Source organism: Pseudomonas sp. 15A4 (genome assembly GCF_016925575.1).
Lineage (GTDB): Bacteria > Pseudomonadota > Gammaproteobacteria > Pseudomonadales > Pseudomonadaceae > Aquipseudomonas.
The window spans coordinates 2,780,633-2,807,002 of the sequence record NZ_CP068986.1 but is presented as its reverse complement, the minus strand read 5'-3'; the positions used below and the strand labels follow the sequence as shown (position 1 = coordinate 2,807,002).

Here is a 26,370-nt window from a genome sequence, read left to right as displayed (position 1 = left end):
TAAATGGCGTCGGGCATCGACGGCGAAAATGATCGGGTGGCTGCAACCGCCCCTCACCCGCTATCCTGCCACGATGAATACTCCGTTCCCGACCCTGAGCGCCCTGCCCCGTCAGCTTCTTACGCCCGCCGTGCGTGACCTGGCGTGGGTGGTCCTGTCACCGCCCCTGCTGGCTGAAACCCAATGGCCCCAGCGTCACCCGCTCAGCGGCAGCGACTGGGTGCATCACCCCGAAGCACTCGAAGCTTTTTTAACGCAGCTGGATCAAGACGACAGCGCACTCAACGACTGGCTGGCGAGAAGCTCGACGCGGCGGCTGGGGCTGTATTACGAGCGGCTCTGGCAATTCGCAATCCAGCACGCGCCCGGCGTGGAACTGCTCGCGGCGAATCTGCCCATTCAGGGCGAAGGCCGCACCCTGGGCGAACTGGACCTGCTGCTGCGTGACAGGCATGGCGTTCACCACGTCGAGCTGGCGATCAAGTTGTATCTGGGGGTTGAGGATCAGGACGGCGACGATCCGGCCCACTGGCTCGGCCCCGGCGCCCTCGACCGGCTGGATTTGAAACTCGCGCACCTGAATCAGCATCAACTGCCCATGTCAGCGCGCCCGGAAAGCACCGCGATACTCGCCGAACGGGGGTGGACACCTTCAACGCGTCGCTCTGGCTGGCGGGTTATCTGTTTTATCCCTGGCCAAACACCGCAGCTTGGCCCCGAGGTGCCCACCCCGAGCATCTGCGGGGGAGGTGGCTGCATCAAAAGGACTGGCAGGTCTACGCAAAAAACAGCCTGGAGGGCCGCTGGCAATTGCTGCCGCGTCCGGCCTGGCTGGCGCCGGCGCGCTGCGACGACGCCTGGACACCGGGCCAGTTTCAGGACTGGCTAAACGCCCTCGACCCGCTGGCGCCGGCGCAACTGCTGGTGCGCCTGACCCGCCATCCCGACGGCCACTGGGAAGAGGCCGAGCGGCTGTTTCTGGTGTCGGACCTGTGGCCGAACCTGCCGGACCCGCACCGCGTTACAGACTCAGTCGCAGCACCAGCGCCGCCAGAGTGATCAACAGCACCGGTACGGTCAGCACGATGCCGACGCGGAAGTAATAGCCCCAGCCGATGGTCACGCCCTTCTTCGCCAGCACATGCAGCCACAACAGCGTCGCGAGGCTGCCGATCGGGGTAATTTTCGGACCGAGGTCGCTGCCAATGACGTTGGCGTAAATCATCGCTTCCTGCAGCACGCCGTGGGCGTGGCTTGCATCAATGGACAACAGGCCGATCAGCACCGTCGGCAGGTTGTTCATCACTGACGACAGCAGCGCCGTCAATATCCCCGTCCCCATCGCCGCGCCCCACAAACCGTGTTCAGCGAAGCGATCGAGCCAGGTCGCGAGGTAATCGGTCAGGCCCTGATTGCGCAGGCCGTACACCACCAGGTACATGCCCAGGGAGAAAATCACGATCTGCCACGGCGCGTCTTTCAATACCTTGCGCGTCGAGATGCGGTGGCCCTTGGCGGCGATGCCCAGCAGGATCGCGGCGCACACGGCGGAGATGGCGCTGATGGGAATCCCCAGCGGTTCCAGGGCAAAGCAGCCCACGAGCAGAATCCCCAGCACCCACCAACCGGTCATGAAGGTCGCGCGGTCCTTGATCGCCGAAGACGGTTCGGCCAGTTGCGAGGCGTCGAAGGTCTTCGGGATGTCGCGGCGGAAGAACAGCATCAGCACCGCCAGTGTGGCGGCGACGCTGACCAGATTCACCGGCACCATCACTGAGGCGTAGCGGTTGAAACCGATGCCGAAATAGTCGGCGGACACGATATTGACCAGGTTCGAGACCACCAGCGGCAGGCTCGCGGTGTCGGCAATGAACCCTGCCGCCATCACGAAGGCCAAGGTGGTCGCCGGCGAAAAGCGCAGCGCCAGCAGCATCGACATGACGATGGGGGTGAGGATCAGCGCGGCGCCGTCGTTGGCGAACAGCGCCGACACCAGCGCGCCGAGCAGCACGATAAACGCGAACAGCCGCCGGCCCTTGCCGTTGCCCCAGCGCGCCACGTGCAGCGCGGCCCAGTTGAAAAACCCGGCCTCGTCGAGCAGCAGGCTGATAATGATCAGCGCAATGAACGTCCCGGTGGCGTTCCAGATGATGTGCCAGACCTGAGGGATGTCACTCAGGTGCACCACCCCGAAAATCAGGGCGAGCACTGCGCCAAAGGTTGCACTCCAGCCGACACCAAGGCCCTTGGGTTGCCAGATCACCAGGGTGATGGTGACCAGAAAAATCGCGACGGCTATCAACATCTTTTTGAAGTTCTCGGGAGCAGGATGGCGAGGATGCCCAACAGCGGCAGGTAGGAGCACAGCGTGTAGACATAGACGATGCCGTGAAGGTCCGCGAGGTGACCCAATAATGCGGCGCCGATGCCGCCGAAGCCGAACATCAGGCCGAAAAAGATGCCGGCGATCATGCCGACGTTGCCCGGCACCAGTTCCTGGGCGTAAACGACGATGGCCGAGAACGCCGAAGCCAGAATGAAACCGATGATGACGCTGAGCACGCTGGTCCAGAACAGGTCGGCGTACGGCAGCGCAATGGTGAACGGCGCCACGCCCAGAATCGAGAACCAGATCACCGCCTTGCGGCCAATGCGATCGCCAATCGGCCCGCCGAAGAACGTGCCCGCCGCCACCGCTGCCAGGAACATGAACAGATGCAACTGCGAGCTGGCGACCGTCAGCTGGAATTTGTCGATCAGGTAGAAGGTGAAGTAGCTGGTGAAGCTGGCCATGTAGAAATACTTGGAGAACACCAGCAGCGCCAGCACCACCAACGCGCCGGTCACCCGACGTTTCGACAATCCGTGTGTCGCCGCCTGGCCGGCCTTGATCTTGAACAGCGCCAGATGGGCCTTGTACCAGCGGCTGATGGCGTACAACAGGCCCACAGAAAACAGCGCCACCAGCCCGAACCAGGCGATATGCCCCTGACCGAACGGAATGATGATCGCTGCCGCGAGCAACGGCCCGATGGCCGATCCGCTGTTGCCGCCCACCTGAAAGCTCGACTGCGCCAGACCAAAGCGCCCGCCTGAGGCCAGCCGGGCAATGCGCGAGGCTTCTGGGTGGAAGGTCGACGAGCCGATGCCGATCAACCCTGCGGCGAGCAGGATCAGCGGAAAACTGCCCACGGTCGCGAGCATCATCACCCCGCCCAGAATGCACAACGAGCCGACTGGCAACACCAACGGATTGGGATGGCGATCGGTGTAATAACCGACCCAGGGCTGCAGCAGCGACGCCGTGACCTGGAACGTCAGGGTGATCAAACCGACCTGGGTGAAGCTCAAGCCGTAGGAGGCCTTCAGCATCGGGTAGATCGAGGGCAGGATCGACTGGATCAAGTCATTGAGCAGATGCGCCAGCGCCACCGCACCAATGATGCGCATGACCAAGGGGCTTGATGGCGTTGATTGCGGGGCGGGAACGGGTTGAGTATCGGTCGCGGGCACGGTTGCAGGGCGGGTAACGGCCATCAGGTCCATCCATCGAACGTTGATGCGCCGTCGGACTCGTTACAGAACATGTCAGCGGCACAAGGGGTCGCCAATGTGCCATTTTTTGGGGCGCCGCTGCCATGTTTTGTTGCGGATTTGTGCGTTGGGTTGCGTGGTGTCAGAACACCTTAAGCTTTTTGACACCACTCTCTTGTCAAGCAAAGGCAAATCCTGTGGGAGTGAGCTTACTCACGAAGACAGCGTGCGATCCGCCCAACATCCACCAGGCACACCGTCTCCTTCGCAAGCACGGTGGAGCCCCAGTCAAACCGCCGTCTGCAATCTCCCCCGCGCAGTCAACGAACCTTCCACATCATGCAGCGATACTTTGGACGTCTCCGGCAACGCCAGCCCACCCGCCAGCGCCAGCAGCGCAATCACGATCAGGTAAAACGCCGGCGCCAGGTTGCTGCCCGTCGCGCCAATCAGCCAGGTCGCCATCAACGGCGCCGTTCCGCCGAAGATCGTGTACGCCATGTTGTAGGTAATCGCCGAAGCGGTGTAACGGGTGCGCGTCGGAAAGGTCTCCGACAACAGCGCTGCCGTCACCACGCCACAGAGCACAGCGCCAATCGCCAGCAACATTACGCCGACGATCGACGCCACAAACGAACCCGAACTGGCCATTAGAAACGACGGATACACCACCACGATCAGCAGGACGCAGGTGCTGAGCACCGTCTTGCGTCGCCCGACCTTGTCGGAAAATGCTCCGGCCACCGGGCAGATCGCCGCCGCGAACAGCAACGCAATCAACGACACCAGCAGCGCGGTCGCACGACTCAGTCCGCCAGCGACCTGCAAGTACGTCGCGAAGTAGGTGGTGAACATGTAGAACGACAGCGCCGTCAGCGACACGAACGCGCCCAGGCAGCAAATCGCCGCGCCGTGATTGCGCAGGGTTTCCTTGAGCGGTGAATGGGCGACCGCGTGTTCCTGCTTGACCGCCTGAAACGCAGGGGTTTCGTCCAGTTTCCAGCGCAGGTACAGCCCGACCAGCCCCAAGGGCGCTGCGATCAGAAACGGCAGCCGCCAGCCCCAACTGCCCATGGCTTCGGTGCTCAAAGAGGCTTCCAGCGCGTAGGCAATGATCGCCGCCGCCGCGAACGCCGAAAAGGTCGAGACCGGCACGAAGCTGCCGTACCACGCCCGTTGCGTGCGCGGCGCGTGCTCCATCAAGTAAGCGCACGCCCCTGCGTACTCGCCCCCGGCGGAGAAGCCCTGGGCGCAGCGGATGAGGGTGAGCAAGATGGGCGCCATGACGCCGATTGCCGCGTAGGTCGGCAGCAGACCGATGATGGTCGTCGCCCCGGCCATTAACAGAATGGTGAACGCCAGGGTGCGCTTGCGGCCGATGCGGTCGCCCAGCATGCCGAAGAACACCCCGCCCAAGGGACGAAACGCGAAAGCCACGGCGAACACCGCGAAGGTTTTCAGTAACGCGGCGCTGGCGTCGCCGCTGGGGAAGAACTGCTGGGCAATGGTCGTGGCCAGAAAGCCGTACACCGCGAAGTCGAACCATTCGACGAAATTGCCGATGGCGGCCGCCACGATGACTTTTCTCAGGGTGGCAGGATCAACCTGCTCAAGGACGGGAGTGGTCATGGAAACCTCGGCGCGCGTGGGAAAGATCCGATTATCGGTACAGCGCCCTGCCCGCCCGACTCCAGAAATGTCGCCGACGTACTCAGGACCGACCTATCGGAGGGTGTGGGCCGCAGGATTCGTGCCAGTGCCCGGATGCTCGCGCCGGCGTCAGGGATGTGCCAACGCAGATTCGAAAGTCCGTCTGCCCTGCAATCCCCCGGTGTGCAGGAAGATCAGCCGCGTGCCCTCGGCGATCCGGCCCGAGATCACTTCTTCGTGCAGCGCCAGCAATGCCTTGCCGGTGTACAGCGGTTCGAGGGGGATACCGGATTCGGCTTCGTGCCGCGCAATGAAATCCAGCAACCCGGGCTCGGTCTTCGCAAAGCCGCCACGACTGGCGTCGAGCAAGCGGTAACCCTGAGATTTAAAACTCGCAGGCGGAGGGGCGCTTAGTGCCGTCTGATCATTTTCGGCCAAGGTCGCCAGGCTCGACAATGACACCGTCGCTGTGGGAGCGAGCTTGCTCGCGAAAGCTTCAAGAATGCCCTCCACATTACCCTCAACACCATGACCTTCTGGCACCGCCATCGCGCCAATCACCTCATGCTGGCCCGCCTCTGCCAGCACCAGTCCGGCAAGGGTGGTGCCGGTGCCACATGCCAACCACCAGCCGTCGTAATCTCCCCACCCCAAATCGCTAAGCTGGCTGCGCGCCTGTTCGACGATTTCAGCGCAGCCCACCGCACCGTCAAGCCCGCCGCCGCCTTCAGGCACCGGAAACAGATGCGGATAACGCTCGCGCCACGGTACCCAGAAATCCGCGTCATGCCGCGCGCGATACCCGGCGTAACCCAGCCAGTGCAGCTCCATCCCGAACGCCTGCAGATCCAGCACCGTTGGCGTCTCGACCGCATGCCCCCGCACCAGCCCGACCGTGGCAAACCCAAAGCGCTTGCCCGCCGCCGCCAGCGCATGCAGGTGATTGGAATGCGCGCCGCCCAGGCTGATAACGCCCTGTGCCCTGGCCTGTTCAGCCGCCGCCAGATGGTGCTTGAGCTTGAACCACTTATTGCCGCTGATCAGCGGATCGACAAGGTCCAGCCGCAGGATCGCCGCCTCCACGCCGGCTGCCTGGAGCCAGTCGAAATTGAGCGGTTGCAGCGGTGCGGACGGCAGGTGTGAGGAGAGAAGGAACATGAAATCGGTCGGGCTATGGACGGTGCGGGAGTCTAGCACTCGTCGCGCGGGGTCTCGATTTAGGAGGCCGTGTAGGGCATTTCCTGATCTCTATTAGGACGCGTCCCGTTCGTGTTTTGTCTATGGAATGACGGTGAGGAATGCCTCATCTTCGCCCGCTTCAGCCCCTGTCATGGATGAGTTGATCGGTTCTTTATGGACCGGTCGGGGGCGCATTCTCCTGCCAGGGACGCTCATTCATGCTCACCGTGTTGCCGCCTTTCTTCGATCACAGTCGCCATAAGCTTGTTGTTCATCGTTTGCCCTTTGCGCTCGACGTCTTGGCCTTCGAGGGCGAGGAACGGCTGAGCCGGCCGTTTCATTACCGCGTGGAATTTACTTCGGTCGAGCAGGACATTGGGGCTGATCGGGTGCTGGGGAAGACCGCTCAGTTCAGCCTGCATGCGGCGGCACATACGTTGCCTGTTGCGATTCGTGGGTTGCCGGTCCCTCGGGTTGAAGCGTTGCGGACGTTGCATGGGGTCATCACCGGCTTCAAGCGGCTGTCCGGTTCCGCTGACGAGGCGCGCTATGAAGTGACATTGGAGCCGCGCCTGGCGTTGCTGGCGCGCGGGCGGCAGTTTCGGATCTATCAGCATCAATCGGTGCCGCAGATTGTCGAGAGTATTTTGCGCACTCGGCATGACTTTAAGGGGCAGGATTTTCTGTTCACGCTGGTGCGGGACTACCCGAAGCGCGAGCAGGTGATGCAATACGGCGAGAGCGATCTGGCGTTTATTTCGCGGTTGTTGGCCGAGGTGGGGATCTGGTATCGCTTTAGTAATGACGAGCGACTGGGTATCGCGGTGGTCGAGTTTCATGATGATCAGCGTCATTACGTCAGACCTAGGGTTAGCTTGCCTTACCGGCCGCAGTCGGGGTTGGGCAGCAGTGGCGCGGATGGGGTTTGGGGGCTGCAGGTTAGCCATGAGGTGGTGGAGAAGAGCGTTCACTTTCGGGCTTATCACCATCGGGATGCGAACGCATGGCTGGATGGGGATGTTGATCAGACGCGGGGTGACACCACAACTTATGGCGAGGCGTATCACTATGCTGAGCCGTACAAGATGCTCGGTCACAAGCTGGATCAGGACGAGGATTTAGAAGGCGAAAGCGGATTTTTCTATGCCCGATTGCGGCATGAGCGGTATTTGAATGACCAAACGCGGCTGAGTGGGATTAGCAGCAGCGCTACATTGGGATTGGCGCAGGTGCTGGCGATTTCCGGTGGGGCGCCTCAGGCTTTTGAACCGGGGGCGGTGATCACTGGATTGAAGCTGCGTGCAGCGCGGGATCGAAGCTTTGAACTGAGCTTTGAGGCGATTCCTTATTCAGAGAGCGTGTGTGTTCGGCCTCCGCTGCTGGCGAAGCCTGCGATAGCCGGCACTGTTCCGGCCCGTGTCACCAGCTCGCTGGCCAACGATCCCTACAGCCACATCGACAGCGAAGGTCGTTACAAGGTCAGCTTTCTGTTCGACCGCGATAGCTGGAAACTCGGTGAGGAAAGTCTGTGGCTGCGGCTTGCCCGTCCGTATGCCGGCGACACCCACGGCCTGCACCTGCCGCTGATCTGCGGCACCGAAGTAGCCATCGCGTTTGAGCAAGGTGACCCGGACCGGCCCTACATCGCCCATGCCCTTCACGATAATCGCCATCCCGACCATGTGACGCTGCTGCGCAGCGACTACAAACGCAACGTCCTGCGCACCCCTGCCAACAACAAGCTGCGCATGGAAGATGATCGCGGCAAGGAACACATCAAACTCAGCACCGAACACAGCGGCAAGAGCCAGCTGAACCTCGGGCATCTGGTCGACAACGAGAAGGATAAACGCGGCGAAGGGTTTGAGTTGCGCACCGATGGTTGGGGCGCGATTCGGGCGGGAAGCGGGCTGCTTATCAGTGCGGATGAACAGACCAAGGCGCACGGTCAGCAGCTCGATATGGACGCTGCAATCGAGCAGCTTGAAAGCGCGTTGTCCATGGCCCGCACCATGGCCCAGGCTGCAAAGAGTGCGGGCGCCATTCCCGCCGATACAAGCGGCCAAACGCAACTGAACGATGCGCTAACTCACCTCACCGAGCCCGGGCTGCTACTCCACGCGCCGGCCGGCATCGGCATGGTCAGCCCCGAAGCCATCTGCGTTTCCTCCGGTCGTGAAAGCGTCGCCATCACCTCATCACGCTCAACCGACCTCAGCGCCGGACGCAACATCACCGGCACCGCCGAGGGTGGGATCAGCCTGTGCGCTGTGACCAAGGGGCTGCAATTAAAAGCGGTTCAGGGCGACGTCCAGCTTCACGCCCAAAGTGCCGCACTGCACGCGCTCGCCCAGCACGACATCAAGATTGAAAGCCTCGCCGGCCGGATCGAAATCAGCGCCCCGGAAGAGCTCCTCCTGAATTGCGGTGGCGCATTCATCCGTATCAAGGATGGCGAGATCGAGCTGGGGGCGCCGGGGAATATCTATAACCGGGCCGCTTACGTGCTGAAGGCCGCTGCCACCACGCTGACGACTCCGGTGACGCCAATACCTTATGGCTATGGGGCGGGGTACACCCTGGTCGACGCGCAACAGGCCGCTGCCCGTTTCGTCCGTTACCGGATCACCACGCAGGCCGGCGAAGTGTTCAACGGGGTGACCGACAAGGACGGCAAGACCATGCCCGTCCACACAATGTTGCCTGGAAACATCGCGATCGACTTTCCTGAGCCTGAAGAATGGCTGACACCGCGTCCCGCACCTGAACTGGAGGAGGAAGAAGAGGAAGAGGAAATTACCGAAGGCATCACCTTGCGCATCGGGCTGTTCTTTGACGGGACCGGGAATAATCAGAGCAATGCAGCGGCGACCGCACAGTGCCGACAATCGGATTTGGACAGTTTCAGCCGTGAAGAGCTGGAGAGCATTGCGGCGACGTGCAAGCAGTTTGGTTTTGGGGAGTTTGACGGGAGTGCATTCAACAGCGCGCCGAATAATAGTTACGGGAATGCGCCGAGTAATGTGGCGTATTTGTATGACTTGTATCCGGATAACACCGCGACGCCAGTCAGTAAAGACGCGGAAATCGGTTACATCAGGGCATACATCGAAGGAATTGGTACCCGTAGCGGTGGCAAAGATGACGTGTTGATTGGGCAAGCTCTAGGGCAAGGAGAGACAGGGGTGGTTGCTCGGGTGAGACAGATGCCAACATCCATCAAGACGCAACTCAGCTTTTTTGAACAAACCAATCCCGGTGTTTCAATCCATAAGATCGAAGTCGATATCTTCGGTTTTAGTCGTGGCGCTGCGGCGGCGCGTCACTGCGCAAATGAATTCCTCAAGCCGCAGTCCGGCATATTTGCCGAAGTGCTCAAGGCTGGAAACTTCGGTCTTATGAGGGGATTTGACGCTTCGACGGGCGTAGCTATCAACTTGATCGGCCTGTTCGATACCGTTGCAGCCATCTCAGATCCTCTACATGGTGACTTCAGTCCTGGCAACGACCTTAATCGTGGCGTCAATCTCTATCTGCCACCCGACTGCGCGCGGCAGGTCATTCAGCTTCAGGCGCTCGACGAATATCGAGCCGACTTTTCTCTTAATAACGTCCACCACACGCACCTCCAGATCGGACTGCCGGGCGCCCACTCCGATGTCGGCGGGGGCTATCTGCCACGAGCACGAGAAAAGCTGTGGATGACGCAGCCCTGCAAGGCCAGCGTTCCGACCGGTCAAAAGGTTGAATCCCATGCCGCATGGGCCCGAGCAGAGGCGGACGCCAAGGTATTGCGCGAATCAGGCGTGGCCCGCGATGGCTACATTGCGGTGAGAGCCTGGCCTGCAGCAACTAACCCTCGCGGCAAAGCTGCGTCGGCCATGGAGCACTACTGGATAACCGTGCTGCTCGAACGCCCCGTGCATGGTGAACTGAGCTTGATTGCACTGCGTGTCATGCGCGAGCTGGGTGTGCGTCATGGAGTGCCATTCGACGTCATTACCGATACGGATAAACGCTTCAAGTTACCAGATGAACTCATGCCAATCTCCAAGCGAATCTTGCAGCAGGTAATGACCGACCGGCTCGTGCGACTTGACCCTGCGCAAGAGGCACTACTCCGGGCACGTTACATCCACCTGTCCGCGCACTGGACCCCTGAGGGTCCCTTTCTATTCAGCAAACCGGCGCCGCTGAATCGCAGGAACGTGCACCTCAACAGTCCGCAAGAAGGTTATCCGGAATGAGGTGCCTGGGTTTTGCAGTCGGATTCCTACTCAGCCTGAGTGCCTGTGCCACGGGTGGCTCAGTACCCCCACCTGTCAAGCTGCCATATCCGGCGTGGTATATCGGCTTCGCCGCGCCCAAACACATGGAAGTGTGGGTTGAAAGCGTCGATGTGCTCGATCAGCGGGGATACGTTTTTTTAACGTACATGCCGGGGTCGCCGGTTACACGCGAAAGCCCGAGGGCTGGCACAAGGGCACATCTGGCGGCAAACCCATCAACAACGTTGACTTACCAGACCAACTTCTTCTGCGCTGGCAGTCACTAGTGGAGCCTCAGGCTTACAAAATCAGCATCCGAATACCGCAGTGGGTACGCGATGAGATGGTGACGCCAAAGCGCGTGTATTGCCGCAGTTCAAAAGAATGGATGAACGACTACCGTTTCGCGATTACTTTGGGAATGGCTCCGGGAGGTATCGTCAAAGTGTGGGTCGGTGGGCCATGCCTGAGCTTCAAAGAAGTTGGCCGCTACCAAGCCAAAGTCGAGCCCCTCGGACCCAACCAAGACGGAAAAGGGTTGTTTTACCGAGCACCCAATTCAGCAGCGCAAGCCTGGATAGACCAGCATGGCATTCCGTATGGCAGTTGGTAATGCTGCTGCGGCCTCGCACCCATCGCGCCACCGCACAAATGAACGTCTCAGAATCCAGTGCGGCGCCCACCCCGATGTCGGTGGGGGCTATCTGCCACGCGCGCGAGAAAAGCTGTGGATGACGCAGCCCTGCAAGGCCAGCGTTCCAACCGGTCAAAGGGTTGAATCCCACGCCGCCTGGGCCCATGCAGAAGCGGACGCCAACGTATTGCGCGAATCAGGTGTGGCCCGCGATGGCTACATTGCGGTGAAAGCCTGGTCTGCAGCAACTAACCCTCGCGGCAAAGCTGCGTCGGTCACCGAGGACTACTGGATAACAGTGCTGCTCGGACGCCCGGTGCATGGTGAACTGAGCCTGATTGCATTGCGTGTCATGCGTGAGCTGGGGATACGTCACGGCGTTCCATTCGACGTCATCACCGATACGGATAAACGATTCATGTTGCCCGATGAACTCGTGCCAATCTCGAAGCGAATTTTGCAGCAGGTAATGACAGACCGGCTTGTACGACTTGACCCTGCGCAAGAGGCATTGCTCCGAGCACGTTACATCCACCTGTCCGCGCACTGGACCCCTGAGGGTCCCTTTCTATTGAGCAAACCGGCACCGCTCAAACGCCGCAACGTGCATTTCAACCGTCCGCAAGAAGGCTATCCAGAATGAACCGCCTTATCTTCGGAATAGGGCTGCTTATTAGTCTGAGTGCTTGCGCAAGTGGGCCAAGATTACCCCCAGCCCCCAAGCTGCCGTATCCGGCCTGGTACATAGGTTTCGCCGCCCCCAAGCACATGGAAGTATGGGTGGAAACCGTCGACGTACTGGACACGCGTGGACTCGCATTCTTTAGGGTGCACGGCGGCGTCGCGAGTTACACCGGGAAAGTGGAGGGCTGGCACCAAGGGGTGTCGGGAGGAAAACCTATAAATAACGTCGATCTACCCGACCAGATTTTCCTGCGTTGGCAGTCACTGGTAGAGCCTCAGGCTTACAGGGCCAGGATACAAATCCCTCAGTGGGTACGCGATGAAATGGTACGGCCAGAGCGGGTCTACTGCCGCGGCTCAAAAGAGTGGATAGAAGACTACCGATTCGCGATTACGTTGGGAATGGCGCCGGGAGGTATCGTCAAAGTGTGGGTTGGCGGGCCATGCCTGGGCTTCAAAGAAGTTGGCCGCTACCAAGCCAAAGTCGAGCCGCTCGGACCCAACCAGGACGGAAGAGGCTTGTTTTACCGAGCACCCAATCCAGCAGCGCAAGCCTGGATAGACCAACACGGCATCCCCTATGGCAGTTGGTAATGCTACTGCGGACTCGCGACCATCACGCCACCGCACAAATGAATATCTCAGAACCCAATGCGGCGCCCACTCCGATGTAGGCGGCGGTTATCTCACACGAGCACGAGAAAAGTTGTGGATGACGCAGCCCTGCAAGGCCAGCGTTCCGTCGGGTCAAAGAGTTGAGTCCCATGCCGGTTGGACCCGTGCAGAGGCGGACGCCAAGGTATTGCGCGAATCAGGCGTGGCCCGCGATGGCTACGTTGCGGTGAAAGCCTGGCCTGCAGCAACTAACCCTCGCGGCAAAGCTGCGTCGGCCATGGAGCACTACTGGATAACCGTGCTGCTCGAACGCCCCGTGCATGGCCAACTGAGCTTGATTGCATTGCGTGTCATGCGTGAGCTGGGGATAAGTCACGGCGTTCCCTTCAAGGGTCTGGAAGCGCGGCCTGAACTCGCAGTGCCAGAGGAGCTTATGCCTATCGCTAAGCGAATCTTGCAGCAGGTAATGACCGACCGGCTCGTGCGACTTGACCCTGCGCAAGAGGCACTACTCCGGGCACGTTACATCCACCTGTCCGCGCACTGGACCCCTGAGGGTCCCTTTCTATTCAGCAAACCGGCACCGTTGAATCGTAGGAATGTGCATCTCAACCGCCCGCAAAAAGGCTATCCAGAGTGAAGCGCCTGATCTTCGCTGTAGGGCTGCTTATTAGTCTGAGTGCCTGCGCTGGCGCGCCAAGATTCCCGCCTGCTCCGAAGTTGCCGTATCCGGCCTGGTACATAGGTTTCGCTGCACCCAAGCACATGGAAGTCTGGGTTGAGACCGTCGATGTGCTGGACAAGCGTGGACTCGCTTTCTTTCGGGTACACGGTGGCGTCGCAAGTTATACCGGGAACGTCGAGGGCTGGCACCGAGGGGGCTCAGGAGGGAAACCTATAAATAACGTCGATCTGCCCGACCAGATCTTCCTGCGCTGGCAGTCACTGGTGGAGTCACAGGCTTACAAGGTCAGAATACAAATACCGCAGTGGGTGCGAAACGAGATGATTCGTCCAGAACGAGCGTTTTGCTTGGTACCAAATGATTGGAAGGATGACTACCGGAATGTGATTTCCTTAGGCATGGCCCCCGGAGGGGTCGTGAAAGTCTGGGTCGGTGGTCCATGCGTGGGTTTCAAAGAAGTCGGCCGCTACCAAGCTAAAGTCGAACCGCTCGGCCCCTATCGTGGCGCAAGCAAGGGCAAGTACATCCCGCTCGAACCGGAGAATAAAGCTTACGTCGACCAGCACGGAATTCCCTATGGCAGTTGGTAATTCCGCCATGAGTGCTGACAAGGAGCATCACGGCACGCGACGGCTAGCGCATTTGCGGCTTTTTTCAACGCTTCCATTTGCAGACTGGGTTTCCCGAATGAGGCCTCTGGTCTTGGCGGTCGGTTACCTGATCAGCTTGAGTGCCTGTGCCACGGGTGGCTCAGTACCCCCACCGGTCAAGCTCCCTTATCCGGCATGGTACATAGGATTGGCCGCACCAAAGCACATGGAAGTGTGGGTAGAGTCTGTGGATGTTTTAGATAAGCGTGGCCTTGCATTTTTTCGAGTGCATGGCGGCGTCGCAAGTTATACCGGGAAGGCCGAGGGCTGGCATCAAGGAGGGGGCAAGTCAAAACCCATAAATAACGTCGATCTTCCTGAACAAATTTTCCTGCGCTGGCAGTCACTGGTGGAGCCACAGGCTTACAGGGCAAGAATACAAATCCCTCAGTGGGTACGCGATGAAATGGTACGGCCAGAGCGGGTCTACTGCCGCGGCTCAAAAGAATGGATAGAAGACTACCGATTCGCTATTACGCTGGGAATGGCTCCGGGAGGTATCGTCAAAGTGTGGGTAGGTGGGCCATGCCTGGGCTTCAAAGAAGTTGGCCGCTACCAAGCTAAACTCGAACCGCTAGGCCCCAACCAAGACGGAAAAGGGCTGTTTTACCGACCCCCAAACCCAGCAGCCCAAGCCTGGATCAACCAGCACGGAATCCCCTACGGCAGCTGGTAACCGTCCCACCCCCGTCAAATCCACCAGCACCAGCACCCGCCAGAACCCAACCCCCTTACAACCCCGCCGCTAATCGCGACCCCTGATCAATCGCCCGTTTGGCATCCAGTTCAGTCGCCACATCAGCGCCGCCAATCAGATGCACGCTCTGCCCCGCCGCCTGTAATCCGTCATACAGTTCACGCAGCGGATCCTGCCCGGCGCAGATCACCACGTTGTCCACCGGCAGCAGTTTCTCCTCGCCGTCAGCCCCGATACGAATATGCAGACCCGCGTCGTCGATCTTCAAATATTCCACGCTGTTGAGCATCTGCACCTGTTTGTTCTTGAGCCCCGTGCGATGAATCCAGCCTGTGGTTTTGCCCAAGCCATCGCCGACTTTCGTGGTCTTGCGCTGAAGCAGAAACACCTGACGCGCTGGTGCATGGGGATGAGGCTTGATCCCGGCGACACCGCCTCGCGCCGCCAGATGCGTGTCGATGCCCCACTCGTCCCAGAACGCATCGCGATCCAGGCTGGTGTAGACGCCCTGGTGCACAAGGTATTCCGACACGTCGAAGCCGATGCCGCCCGCGCCAATCACGGCGACGGACCTGCCAACCGGTTTACGGCCGAGGATCACGTCGAGGTAACTCAGCACCTTGGGGTTATCGACGCCAGGGATGGCCGGCGTTCGTGGTGCGATGCCGGTGGCCAGAATCACTTCGTCATAGCCTTTGCCGACCAGATCATCGACCTTGACGCGGGTGTTCAGGCGCAGGTCGACGCCGGTGGTCTGCAGCTTGCGGCCGAAGTAGCGCAGGGTCTCGAAGAACTCTTCCTTGCCCGGAATGCGCTTGGCGATGTTGAACTGCCCGCCGATTTCGCTGGCCGAGTCGAACAGCGTTACGTCGTGCCCGCGCTGGGCCGCGACGGTTGCGGCAGCGAGGCCAGCGGGACCGGCACCTATGACGGCGATTTTCCGGACCTGGGTGACCGGCAGGTAATTGAGCTCGGTTTCATGGCAGGCGCGCGGGTTGACCAGGCAGCTGGTGAGCTTGCCGCCGAAGGTGTGGTCAAGACACGCCTGGTTGCAGCCGATGCAGGTGTTGATTTCGTCGCTGCGACCGGCCGCAGCCTTGTTGACGAATTCGGGGTCAGCGAGAAACGGGCGCGCCATGGAAACCATGTCGGCGTCCCCTTCGGCCAGCACCTGTTCGGCAACCTCGGGAGTATTGATGCGGTTGGTGGTGATCAGCGGGATCGACACCGAGCCGCGCATTTTCGCGGTCACTTTGGCGAACGCAGCGCGCGGTACTTTGGTGGCGATGGTCGGAATGCGCGCCTCGTGCCAGCCAATGCCGGTGTTGATCAGCGTGGCGCCCGAGCGCTCGATGGCCTGGGCCAGTTGCACCACTTCTTCCCAACTGCTGCCGCCCTCGATCAGGTCGAGCATCGACAGGCGATAAATGATGATGAAATTCGGGCCGACGGCTTCACGTACGCGACGCACAATCTCCACCGGCAGACGCATGCGGTTTTCGTAGCTGCCGCCCCAACGGTCGCTGCGATGGTTGGTGTGAGCAACGAGAAACTGATTAATGAAATAGCCTTCGGAGCCCATGATTTCAACGCCGTCGTACTCGGCGGTCTGCGCCAGGGTCGCGCAGGTAACGAAATCCTGAATCTGCTTCTCGATGCCCTCTTCGTCCAGCTCTTTGGGCTTGAAGGGGTTGATCGGCGCCTGAATCGCGCTCGGTGCCACCTGCTTCGGACTGTAGGCATAACGTCCGGCGTGGAGGATCTGCATGCAGATCTTGCCGCCGGCCTCGTGCACGGCTTGGGTGACGATGCGATGGTTGGCCGCCTCTTCCGGCGTCGACAGCTTGGCCGCCCCCGAATACACCCCGCCTTCAGCGTTCGGCGCGATACCGCCGGTGACCATCAGGCCGACCCCGCCCCGTGCGCGCTCGGCGAAATACACCGCCATGCGCTCGAACCCGCCCGGCTTCTCTTCGAGGCCGGTGTGCATCGAGCCCATCAGGGTGCGGTTGCGCAGCGTGGTGAAACCCAGGTCCAGGGGCGCAAGCAAATGCGGGTAGTGGGGGCGGCCATAAAAACTCCATCGGGCATCATCACGGGGCGCGAGCGCTCTGTGGCGCCCGTCGGATCAGTCAGGGCCTCGAACGAGCGCCTTGTACATGGCGCAAACAGTAAACAGCCGCCCGGCCATGCTCAATGACTCAAACTGACAAATCAATGACCAAGCGGTGCACCTCATCGTTCATCGGGTGCCCCTCCAGCCTTCGACTTCTCCGCCGATAGCCCGATGACGACTTTGCCCCATCGCCCTGATGGCCAAACAATGTCCTTCTTCTTAATACCTCGGCAGGACGATCAATGAGCTGGATCAATGATGCAAAAATATCGACGAAATTGATCACAGCCTTCGTGCTGTGCGCATTCATCACCCTGGGCGTGGGGGTGCTGGGAAGCCGTGGGGTGTCCGACCTGTCGGAAAGCCTGAAACTGGTGTTCAGCAATAACCTGGTGTCCGTCGCAAAAACCGGCCAGGCCAAAACCAACGCCGTAGGACAAAGCCGCGATCTCTATCGGTTGTATACGGCCACGGCCGCCGGTCTTCCCCAGAGCGTGAAGGACGAGGTGATTGCATCGATAAACGCCAATCAGCAAGAGAGCGAAAAAGCGTTCGCGGAATACCGCAAGACCCCGCTCGCCGACGATGAGCGCGCGGCAGGCGACCAGATGGAGAAGGACTGGCCGATCTACCAGGCACTGGTTCAGAAATACCTTGCCCTCATGAAGGCCGGCGACCTTGATAACGGCCGCGCCTTGTTGGTTGGTGATCTGCAGGCGGCGTACCGTGTTGTGCTGGATGAACTGACTGTCATGGTCAAATCCAATGACCGGCAGATCGGCGAAGGCGCCGAGGATGCCGCCCATATGGAGTCAGCCGCCAAGACGGCGCTATACATCGGCATTGCCATTGCGTTCCTGGCCGCTATCCTGCTGGGCGTGCTCATCAGTCGGCTGATCAGCCGTCCTATCGCTTATGCGGTCGCGAGCGCGCGGAGCATCGCCGGCGGTGACCTGACGCAACCCGTCGTGAGCACCGGCCGCGATGAAGCCGGGCAATTGTTGATGGCGCTGGGCGAGATGCAGGGAAGCCTGAAAAGCACCATTCAGCAGATTGCCGATGCGTCCAATCAACTGGCCTCTGCCGCAGAAGAGCTGACCGCCGTCAGCGATAACGGCAGCCGCGGGTTGGTCCGCCAGAACGACGAGATCCAGCAGGCCGCGACCGCCGTCACGGAAATGACTTCCGCTGTGGAAGAAGTGGCGCGCAACGCCGTGTCCACGTCCGATGCGTCGAGGACCACCAGCAAACAGGCCAGCGATGGCCGTGACCAGGCCCGTGGCGCGGTCGAAGCCATCAATAGCGCGACCACCGAAATCGCCACCTCGACCAACATGGTTCGCGACCTGGCCGTGCAGGTCCGGGACATCGGCAAGGTGCTGGACGTGATTCGCGGCATCGCCGAGCAGACCAACCTGCTGGCCTTGAACGCCGCCATCGAAGCCGCCCGTGCCGGTGAGCAGGGCCGGGGCTTTGCCGTGGTCGCCGACGAGGTGCGGGCCCTGGCTGCGCGCACGCAGGCCTCCACCGGTGAGATCGAAGGCATGATCAACAGCGTCCAGGCCAGCGCCGATCAGGCGGTCGGAGCGATGGGTAAAAGTCAGGCGCTGGTCACCGACACCCAGGCGCTGGCGCAGGCAACGGGCCGCGCGCTGGAGCAGATCGCCGACGGCATTGCCCAGATCAACGATCGCAACCTGGTCATCGCCACTGCCTCCGAAGAGCAGGCCAATGTCGCGCGGGAGGTAGACCGCAATCTGGTGAACATCCAGGACCTGTCTACCCAGACGGCAGCCGGTGCGCACCAGACCAACGCGTCGACTCAGGAGCTTTCCCGCCTGGCCGTATCGTTTAACACCCTCGTCAGCCGCTTCCGCCTGTAAAACGTAGTGCCCGTGATGCCTGCAAATCGCCGGCATCACGGCTAATCCCTACAGCGCAGGCGGCCGCCGATGCCGCGTCGCCTCAACGCATTCACCAAATGGCCGCCCAGGCCGTTGGCAAACCTTCTCCAAATGGCCGTTTTGCCGTAGCCTTCCGGCAACGTCATCGCGCCCTGCGCTTTCTTCCCAGAGGCAGTTCTCCTTTCTTCATGCGCAAAGTTTTCGGTTCACTTACCGCTGCAGTGCTGGTGATTCTCCTCGTCAGCTACGGGCTGTGGACGGGCAAGCGTCATGTCGGGCATTACCTGACGGACCTGCGCATTCAGCTGGTGATCAACGACGGGCAACCCGGCGCACGCGGCAACCTGCTGGGCATTCAGCCCGAGCTGTTTCCTTCCGACTATTCGAGCGTCAAACGCCTGCACCGCAAGCTCGCGTCGTATCTCGTACAGGCCCGCGACCATGGGCTGCTCAACGATAAAACCATCGTGGTACTGCCCGAGCACATCGGCACCTGGCTGTTGGCCGTCGACGAAAAGGCCCAGTTCTACCAAGCCACCACCCTCGACGAAGCCATGAACTGGCTGGCGTTCAGCAACCCGCTGCTGTTCATCGACGCCATGTTTCATGCGCGGGGCAGCAGCCGCCTGGAGGATGCACGCCTGCGCATGAAGGCGCACAACATGGCGCAGGACTATCAGAACGTGTTCGGCGGGCTGGCGAGGGAATTCGGCGTGACGCTGGTGGCCGGCTCGATCGTGCTGCCCAGCCCGCAGGTGGAAAACGGCGAACTGCGCATCGGCCGCGGCGCGCTCTACAACAGCAGCCTGGTGTTCGGCCCCGACGGGGTGCCCTTGGGGCAGCCCCAGCGTCAGTTGTTCCCGGGCTGGAATCAGCGGGGTTACATCCGTCCCGGCAAAGACGCGCCGCTCAACGTGATCGACACCCCGGCCGGACGGCTGGCGACGCTGATCGGCAGTGACAGCTGGTACCCCGACAACTACGCGCGGCTCAACGCCAGCGGCGTCGAGCTGATCGCAGTGCCCGCTTACGTCGCCGGCACTGGCGGCTGGGCAGAACCCTGGCGCAGCGACAAGCACGAGGCACTGGCCGCCCATCTGAACCTCGGCGCAACACCCATGACCCAGGGCGAAGCCTGGCGTCGACTGGCCCTGACCCCGGCCAGCACCGCCAAGGCGGGTATCGGCGTATTCATGCGCGGGCAGTTCTGGGATCAAGGCAGCGCCGGCCACAGTTTCGCCAGTCGCGACGGACAAAGCATCGCCGAGCAATCCATCAGCGCCACCCCGAAAGGTGTCCGCCCCGGTCATGGCGCGCGCCTGATCAATCTGTGGTTGTGACCGATGGCCTCCCTCGCGTGCGTCTGGGCGATCTGTCCGTGGGCTTCGTCCACAGCCTCACCGACGCCGTTCGCAAAGAAGGGAAAGACCCGCAACCGCTGCTGGCGCAATACGGCCTGGATGCCGCGCGACTGGGCGAGGCCGGTGCCCGGCTGTCGATCCCGCGCTACATGCGCCTGGGCCATGGCGCCATCGAGCTGACCGGCCTGCCTGCGCTGGGCTTGCGAATGGGCCAGGCCAGTCGTTTGAGCCACGCCGGTCTGGCGGGTATCACTGCCGGGCAGGCGCCGACCGTGCGTGAAGCGGCGCGCACGCTGATTCGGTTCGAACCGCTGTACGGCTCGAATTATCGCGGTCAGTCGAGCTTGCACGAGGACAGTGACGGCGCCTGGCTGCGCTTCTATTCCATCAGCCCGTACAACGACTACAACCGCTTCGTGGTGGATTCTATTCTCAGCGGCTGGCTGCATCAGCTGTCGACGCTGAGCGGGACGACACTAAAAGCCGAACGTCTGGAGATCGAGTTCGAGGCCCCCGACTACGCCGCTGAATACGCCGTGCTCTGCGAGCAGCCTGTGAGTTTCGCTGCGGGCGTCAATCAGTTGCGCCTCAACCAGCGTCAGCTTGGCCTGCGCAATCCCGACCACGTGCCGAGTACCTGGCGGCATCTGCTGCAGGTGTGTGAGCGGGAACTGGAACAGCTCACGCGCACCCGCAGCCTGCGCGAGCGCATCACCCAACTGCTGGGGCCGTTGTTGAATGGAGGTCGGGAGCCGGATCTGGAAGAAGTGGCCGCGCGACTGAAGCTGCCGACCTGGACGCTGCGCCGCAAGCTGGCGGACGAAGGCACGCAGTTTCGCGCGATCCTCAATGACACCCGGCGCGACCTCGCCATGACCTACATCCGGGACACCGAACTGGCCTTCGGCGAAATCGCTTACTTGTTAGGATTTGCGTCGGCCGAAGCTTTTCAGCGGGCTTTCAAGCGCTGGACGGAACAGACCCCCGGTGCGTTTCGCCGCAGCCAGCGCCAGTCGTTCTGACTGGCAGCCGTGGGTTTTCTTACAACTCGGTGGCGTCTTCGGCAGGTTCCAGCGGGTCCATCTCGTACGCCTGGTATTCCAGCAGTTCTTCCTGATACTCGTCCATTTTTGCGCCCTCGTGGCGGGTTCTTGTGATAGGTGGCTTTTGTGCTCGTCATCGTTGTGGCGACGCTGAGTCATTCAGCAGCAAATTTACTGACTACGAGCCCAACCCTAAAGTGCCCTCATGAACAAAAAATGAAGGCCCGTTGAACACTGGACGCGCGCGGATAAACGGCAAGGGTCGCGATCACGTGCAGACCCATCTCCAAGCCTGCTTTGAGCTCGCATTCGGTGTGTGGGCTGTGAGTTCTTTTATGCATGACGGGTTGGCCACTTGACGATCGCGCCGTGTTCGCCATAGTCTCGACGCCATGAACGCACTCCAGCATTTCTTCGGCCAGATAATTATTACCGCCATTCCAGTCATGGCGGGTTAGCCGACGTTTGCACCCAACCCGCCCTAGAGGCGGGTTTTTCTCTCTGTCTCTCGGGCCAAAAACCACACCAGGAGCCAGACATGATCATTCGCCCTTCCCTCGCCTTTTTCGCCGCCCGCCTGATCATCCCAAGCCTTCCGACGAGGCCCTCACGATGAGTCAGCCACCGGCCTACGCGCTCGCTCAGGGCGACCTGCTCAATCACTACGTAAAAAAGATCCTCACTTCCCGCGTGTACGACGTTGCCGTGGAAACCCCGCTGCACGCCGCGCGCCAGCTGTCCCGGCGCCTGGGCAACAACGTGCTGCTCAAGCGCGAAGACTTGCAGCCGGTGTACTCCTTCAAGATTCGTGGCGCGTACAACAAGCTGGCGCAGTTGAGTCCGGAAGACTTGGCGCGGGGCGTGGTGACGGCCTCGGCGGGTAATCACGCCCAGGGCCTGGCGCTGGCGGCGAAGACCTTAGGCGTGTCGGCGACCATCGTCATGCCAAAGACCACGCCGGAGATCAAGGTCGAGGGCGTGCGCTCCCGCGGCGGAAAAGTCGTACTGCACGGCGACTCGTTTCCCGAAGCGCTGGCGTATTCGCTGAAGCTGGTCGAGGAACACGGCTACGTCTACGTTCACCCCTATGACGACCCTGACACCATTGCCGGGCAAGGCACGGTGGCCATGGAAATCCTGCGTCAGCATCAGGGGCCACTGGACGCGATCTTCGTCCCGGTCGGTGGCGGCGGGCTGATTGCCGGAATCGCGGCCTACGTGAAATACCTGCGCCCGGAGATCAAGGTGATTGGCGTTGAGCCGGACGATTCCAATTGCCTGCAACAGGCCATGGCCTACGGCGAGCGCGTGGTGCTGCAACAGGTCGGGCTGTTCGCCGATGGCGTCGCGGTGGCGCAGATCGGTCAGTACACCTTCGACATCTGCAAGGATTACGTCGACGAGGTGATCACCGTCAGCACCGATGAAATCTGCGCGGCGATCAAGGACATCTACGATGATACCCGCTCGATCACCGAGCCTGCCGGCGCGCTGGGCGTGGCCGGGATCAAAAAGTACACCGAACAGTACGAAGTCACTGGGCAGACGTTTGTCGCCATTGACTCCGGCGCCAATGTCAACTTCGACCGCTTGCGCCACGTCGCCGAACGGGCCGAACTGGGCGAAGGCCGCGAAGCAATCATTGCCGTGACCATTCCGGAACAGCCGGGCAGCTTCAAAGCCTTCTGCGCAGCCATCGGCAAGCGGCAGATCACCGAGTTCAACTACCGCTACCACACTGACCGCGAGGCGCACATCTTCGTCGGCGTGCAGACCCACCCCGACACCGACCCTCGCAAAGCCCTGATTGCGAGCCTGACGGAACAGGGTTTCCCGGTGCTGGACCTGACCGACAACGAACTGGCCAAGCTGCACCTGCGGCACATGGTGGGCGGGCATTCGGAGCGGGTCAGCGATGAGGTGGTGCTGCGCTTTGAGTTTCCGGAACGGCCGGGCGCGTTGTTCAACTTTCTGAACAAGCTGGGCGGGAAATGGAATATCTCGATGTTCCACTACCGCAACCATGGCGCGGCAGACGGGCGTGTGGTGGCCGGATTGGTGGTGCCGGAAGACGAACGGCATCTGGTGCCGCAGGCGCTGGCGGAGATTGGCTATCCGTATTGGGACGAGACCAGGAACCCGGCGTACAAGCTTTTTGGGGTGAGCCAGACAGTGCTTCCACCACAGATTGTCTGACTGTATGGAGACTCCGTGTGGGAGCGAGCTTGCTCGCGAATAGGCCAGATCAGTCACTGAATTTCCAGCGGCTGAAAGACCCTCTTCGTGAGCAAGCTCACTCCCACAGGTTGCGTGTTGGCAGAGAGACCTTCGTGAGCAAGGTGGAGCGCCACCCCGGTCACTCCCACAGGTTTTGCGTTTGCTGCACGTGCGGTGTCAGCGCGCGGGACCGCTCCTGGGAATTAGCAGAACAGCTCACTGCGCCGGCGTTGACTCAACCGCTGGCGCAGGGCTCGGCTCGGTGGTCGTTTCCGGCGCAGGCGTCGTCGCAGGTGCAGCCTCGGCAGGCGTCGCTGTTTCGGCCTTCAACGGTTCCGGTTCGGCAGGCGCAGGCATTGGCTCGCTGCTCTGCTCGGCGGCGGGCGCAGGCTGAGTCGCAGGGGTCGCCAATGGCGCCGGCGCGACGGGCATAGTGGGTGCAGGTGTGGTTGGCGCAGGTGCAGCCGGTGCAGCGGCCGGCTTTTGCTCCGTCAAGGCCGCCGGTTTGCCCGGCACCGGCTCAGGCATACCCAGTTCGGTTTTGGGCTTCTCTTCAATGTGCGCGGCCTTCTTCAGTTCAGGCGGCAAGAAGTTTTCCACCAGTGCGAAGAAGCGGTCATAGAACTTGGACGACGCCACGGTTTCACTGGCGACCTTGACCATCGAGTCGTCGGTCGAACCAATCGGCATCGACACAGACCCCAGCACGCCTACCCCCAGGCTCGCGGAGTTATTGACCTTCTTCAACGCATAGCGATCCTGTAGCGCGTTGGCGAACATCGTGGTGCGGTTGTCGGCGCTGCCGTCCGGGGCGCACACCACATTGAAGCTGATCTCCATGTGGGTTTCGCCGGTTTGCTGGAAGCTTTTATGGCCGCTGATCACTTTGGGATCGCTGCTGGTGATGATGTAGCCCTGGCTCAGCAGTGCCCGTCGAGCCGCTTCACAGGTGGCGGCATCCGAAACCGGGTAGTTACGGGAGAATGTCCCCGCATCGTCGAAATTCTCATGCTCATAGACCGTCGGTTTCTTCGACGAGCAGCCTGCGGCAGCCAGCAGGGTAATGACCCAGCATGCGGTACGAAAGCTCAGTAATTTAGGCATCAAACATCCTGGGGCAATTGGTCGACTGAACGTGGACCGGAGAAAACGCCGGTAAGTCTGCAACAAGCCTGCCATGGGATCAACGCAGAGTTTGCAACCGTATGGATACATCGAAAGGGTGTCTGTGCACGGGGCCTGCATCCGTGGGCCTGTCAGGGAAGCGAAGGTTGCGCTGATCAGACTGCAACAAGGTCGGAAAAGTCGGCATGGCGGGCCTGGCGTCGATCAGTCGACAGCTCCAGACGCGGCATGCCCTGCACGTCAGAGCTCGCCGTGCACCAATTTTACGCCGAGGAATTCCAACGCACGCCAGTAGCCGGGGTAGGTTTTGCCGACGCACTCCGGATCCTGAATCCGAACACCCGCCACTTTCAGACCGGCCAGCGCGAAACACATGGCAATGCGGTGGTCGGAGTGAGTGTTGATCAGGGCGTTGCTGCTGGTGCCCGCCAGACTCGGATCAGACGCAACGAGTAAGTCATCCCCTTCTACCGAGGCCAGCCCGGGCCGGACCTGATTCAGGCCATCGTGCAGCGCCTGAACGCGATCGCATTCCTTGACTCGCAGGTTAGCCAGATCGACGAAGCGCACCGGCGTCTCGTTGAAAGCTGCCAGCACCGCCAGTGTAGGAATCGCGTCCTGCATCTGTGAGCCATTGATGACCGCAGGCATCTTCGGAAACTGCGCGATCACTTCCATGGCCTTGGCGTCTGGCTGAGTGAACGCCTCCCCGGCCACGCCCAGGTCGATCTTGCCGCCCGTCAATGCCTCGGCAGCCCACAAATAGGTTGCGGCCGAGGCGTCGGGCTCGATCTGGTAATCGCAGGCGGTGTAACCCGTCGGCGCAACGCGCCACAACGCATCATCCAGCACCTCGACCTCGGCACCGAAAGCGCGTATGCAGGCGATGGTCAGGTCGATGTAACCGCGGGCGCCGATTTCCTTGCCGGTCAGCGCCACTTCAATCGGCGCATTGCCACAGGCCGCCACCATCAACAGCGCAGAGACGTACTGACTCGACAGTCCGCCGTCGATTTCGAAGCGCGTGGCCGTGATCGAACCCGTCCCGCGCACCATGACAGGCGGGCAACCGGTGGCGCTCTCTGCGTTCACGCCGCCCTTGCGCAATGCCTCCAGCAATGGGCCAATCGGGCGCTTCTGCATGTAGTGATCGCCGTCCAGCGTGACGCTGCCATCCACCGTGCAGACCGCCGCCGTCAGGAACCGCACCGCTGTTCCGGCGTTACCGAGGAACAGCGGGTGTTGCGGCGCCTCGAGACGCCCGCTGCTGGTGACGACGAAGCTCGTGTCGTCCGGCTCGTCGATGGTCACGCCCATCTGCCTCAGGGCATTGGACATGTGGCGAGTGTCATCGCTTTTCAATGCGCCGCGCAAGTGGCTGGTGCCCTTGGCGAGGGCAGCCAGGAGCAGCGCGCGGTTGGTGATGGACTTCGAGCCGGGCGGCGACACATGGCCCGTCAGCGGTACGCCCGGCGGGATGACAGTGATGGTTTGGTTCATGCCCATGGTCCAGCTCTCCAAATTCGAAATCAGGCACCGCTCAGCGCCGTGTTAACAGCCGGCGATCATGGCATTTATCGCCGAGCTCTGCAGCATCAAGCGCGACAGCCGACGCTTTCGCCAAATCGCAGGCACAAAAAAGCGATCCTGGGATCGCTTTCTTTGTTGCTTCAGGGCGTTCAAGGGCCCCGAAGCTATGTATGGCGCAGCGGACGGGACTCGAACCCGCGACCCCCGGCGTGACAGGCCGGTATTCTAACCGACTGAACTACCGCTGCTTGTCGCACAGATTTTCATCTGCTTAACGCTGTTGAAACCGACCCTTGGGCCTGCTTCGTAAAACACTGACCGAAAACCTTGGCTTTCAATCTCAAACCGGAAAACCCGATTTGTAAAATATGGCGCAGCGGACGGGACTCGAACCCGCGACCCCCGGCGTGACAGGCCGGTATTCTAACCGACTGAACTACCGCTGCGCATTGCGTGGACTTTCGTCCTGCTGAATCTC

At 61.1% G+C, this 26,370-nt stretch carries 18 protein-coding genes, 2 tRNA genes and 3 pseudogenes; 14 read left to right on the top strand and 9 right to left on the bottom strand.

Annotated elements, in window-relative coordinates:
• Positions 1–73: 73 nt before the first annotated feature.
• Positions 74–1,059 (top strand): annotated as a pseudogene (locus JN403_RS12660) (DUF1853 family protein).
• On the opposite strand, the gene JN403_RS12655 reads toward JN403_RS12660, so the two are convergent.
• The 4 genes from JN403_RS12655 to JN403_RS12640 form a co-directional block, all read right to left on the bottom strand.
• Entirely contained in the window at positions 1,022–2,305 is a 1,284-nt protein-coding gene (locus JN403_RS12655) for an arsenic transporter (RefSeq protein ID WP_205487169.1), read from the bottom strand. The pseudogene JN403_RS12660 and the gene JN403_RS12655 sit on opposite strands and share 38 nt — an antisense overlap.
• Positions 2,299–3,537 (bottom strand): MFS transporter, encoded by a 1,239-nt coding sequence (locus JN403_RS12650; RefSeq protein WP_205487168.1) that lies wholly within the window; start codon positions 3,535–3,537, stop codon positions 2,299–2,301. Before JN403_RS12650 ends, JN403_RS12655 begins: the two co-directional genes overlap by 7 nt.
• A 285-nt stretch (positions 3,538–3,822) precedes the next feature.
• Positions 3,823–5,163, bottom strand: coding sequence for an MFS transporter (locus JN403_RS12645; RefSeq protein ID WP_205487167.1), 1,341 nt, complete (start codon positions 5,161–5,163; stop codon positions 3,823–3,825).
• Positions 5,164–5,313: 150 nt separating this feature from the next.
• A complete protein-coding gene (locus tag JN403_RS12640) occupies positions 5,314–6,342 on the bottom strand; it encodes a pyridoxal-phosphate dependent enzyme (protein ID WP_205487166.1) in 1,029 nt (342 codons plus the stop codon).
• 239 nt (positions 6,343–6,581) lie between these two features.
• Between JN403_RS12640 and vgrG the strand changes: the two are divergent.
• The 9 genes and pseudogenes from vgrG to JN403_RS12605 form a co-directional block, all read left to right on the top strand.
• Positions 6,582–8,867, top strand: a pseudogene (gene vgrG, locus JN403_RS25470) (type VI secretion system tip protein VgrG); the annotation flags it as partial.
• Positions 8,868–9,044: 177 nt separating this feature from the next.
• Complete coding sequence (locus JN403_RS25465; protein WP_345945849.1) at positions 9,045–10,610, top strand: DUF2235 domain-containing protein; 1,566 nt, start codon at positions 9,045–9,047, stop codon at positions 10,608–10,610.
• A pseudogene (locus tag JN403_RS25895) lies at positions 10,607–10,768 on the top strand (hypothetical protein); the annotation flags it as partial. The gene JN403_RS25465 and the pseudogene JN403_RS25895, both read left to right, overlap by 4 nt.
• A gap of 11 nt (positions 10,769–10,779) precedes the next feature.
• Positions 10,780–11,244, top strand: a complete 465-nt coding sequence (locus JN403_RS25455) for a DUF2931 family protein (protein WP_345945848.1) — start codon at positions 10,780–10,782, stop codon at positions 11,242–11,244.
• Entirely contained in the window at positions 11,219–11,908 is a 690-nt protein-coding gene (locus JN403_RS12625) for a hypothetical protein (RefSeq protein ID WP_205487164.1), read from the top strand. The genes JN403_RS25455 and JN403_RS12625 overlap by 26 nt, the downstream gene beginning before the upstream one ends.
• Complete coding sequence (locus tag JN403_RS12620) at positions 11,905–12,543, top strand: DUF2931 family protein (RefSeq protein WP_205487163.1); 639 nt, start codon at positions 11,905–11,907, stop codon at positions 12,541–12,543. Before JN403_RS12625 ends, JN403_RS12620 begins: the two co-directional genes overlap by 4 nt.
• 118 nt (positions 12,544–12,661) lie before the next feature.
• Complete coding sequence (locus JN403_RS12615; protein WP_205487162.1) at positions 12,662–13,204, top strand: hypothetical protein; 543 nt, start codon at positions 12,662–12,664, stop codon at positions 13,202–13,204.
• Positions 13,201–13,839 (top strand): DUF2931 family protein, encoded by a 639-nt coding sequence (locus tag JN403_RS12610; protein ID WP_205487161.1) that lies wholly within the window; start codon positions 13,201–13,203, stop codon positions 13,837–13,839. The genes JN403_RS12615 and JN403_RS12610 overlap by 4 nt, the downstream gene beginning before the upstream one ends.
• On the top strand, positions 13,826–14,575 hold the full coding sequence (locus JN403_RS12605; RefSeq protein WP_345945846.1) for a DUF2931 family protein: 750 nt from the start codon (positions 13,826–13,828) through the stop codon (positions 14,573–14,575). Before JN403_RS12610 ends, JN403_RS12605 begins: the two co-directional genes overlap by 14 nt.
• A gap of 55 nt (positions 14,576–14,630) precedes the next feature.
• On the opposite strand, the gene JN403_RS12600 is transcribed toward JN403_RS12605, so the two are convergent.
• Complete coding sequence (locus JN403_RS12600) at positions 14,631–16,646, bottom strand: NADPH-dependent 2,4-dienoyl-CoA reductase (protein WP_205487160.1); 2,016 nt, start codon at positions 16,644–16,646, stop codon at positions 14,631–14,633.
• Positions 16,647–16,954: 308 nt separating this feature from the next.
• Between JN403_RS12600 and JN403_RS12595 the strand changes: the two genes are divergently transcribed.
• The 4 genes from JN403_RS12595 to ilvA all read left to right on the top strand — a co-directional run bounded on the left by JN403_RS12595 (position 16,955) and on the right by ilvA (position 23,216).
• Positions 16,955–18,595: a methyl-accepting chemotaxis protein gene (locus JN403_RS12595; RefSeq protein WP_205487159.1), complete on the top strand. Its 1,641-nt coding sequence runs from the start codon at positions 16,955–16,957 to the stop codon at positions 18,593–18,595.
• 209 nt (positions 18,596–18,804) lie between these two features.
• Positions 18,805–19,956, top strand: coding sequence for a carbon-nitrogen hydrolase family protein (locus tag JN403_RS12590; RefSeq protein ID WP_205487158.1), 1,152 nt, complete (start codon positions 18,805–18,807; stop codon positions 19,954–19,956).
• Positions 19,947–20,999 (top strand): AraC family transcriptional regulator, encoded by a 1,053-nt coding sequence (locus tag JN403_RS12585; RefSeq protein WP_240356913.1) that lies wholly within the window; start codon positions 19,947–19,949, stop codon positions 20,997–20,999. Before JN403_RS12590 ends, JN403_RS12585 begins: the two co-directional genes overlap by 10 nt.
• Positions 21,000–21,632: 633 nt before the next feature.
• Complete coding sequence (gene ilvA / locus JN403_RS12580; protein WP_205487157.1) at positions 21,633–23,216, top strand: threonine ammonia-lyase, biosynthetic; 1,584 nt, start codon at positions 21,633–21,635, stop codon at positions 23,214–23,216.
• 237 nt (positions 23,217–23,453) lie between these two features.
• Here ilvA and JN403_RS12575 read toward each other — a convergent pair whose 3' ends face one another.
• The 4 genes from JN403_RS12575 to JN403_RS12560 form a co-directional block, all read right to left on the bottom strand.
• Complete coding sequence (locus JN403_RS12575) at positions 23,454–24,341, bottom strand: DUF2242 domain-containing protein (protein ID WP_205487156.1); 888 nt, start codon at positions 24,339–24,341, stop codon at positions 23,454–23,456.
• Positions 24,342–24,602: 261 nt separating this feature from the next.
• Positions 24,603–25,868 (bottom strand): 3-phosphoshikimate 1-carboxyvinyltransferase, encoded by a 1,266-nt coding sequence (locus JN403_RS12570; protein WP_205487155.1) that lies wholly within the window; start codon positions 25,866–25,868, stop codon positions 24,603–24,605.
• Positions 25,869–26,063: 195 nt separating this feature from the next.
• A tRNA-Asp gene (locus JN403_RS12565) sits at positions 26,064–26,140 on the bottom strand.
• A 121-nt stretch (positions 26,141–26,261) separates the two neighbouring features.
• Positions 26,262–26,338: transfer RNA gene (locus JN403_RS12560), tRNA-Asp, on the bottom strand.
• Between the last annotated feature and the right edge of the window lie 32 nt (positions 26,339–26,370).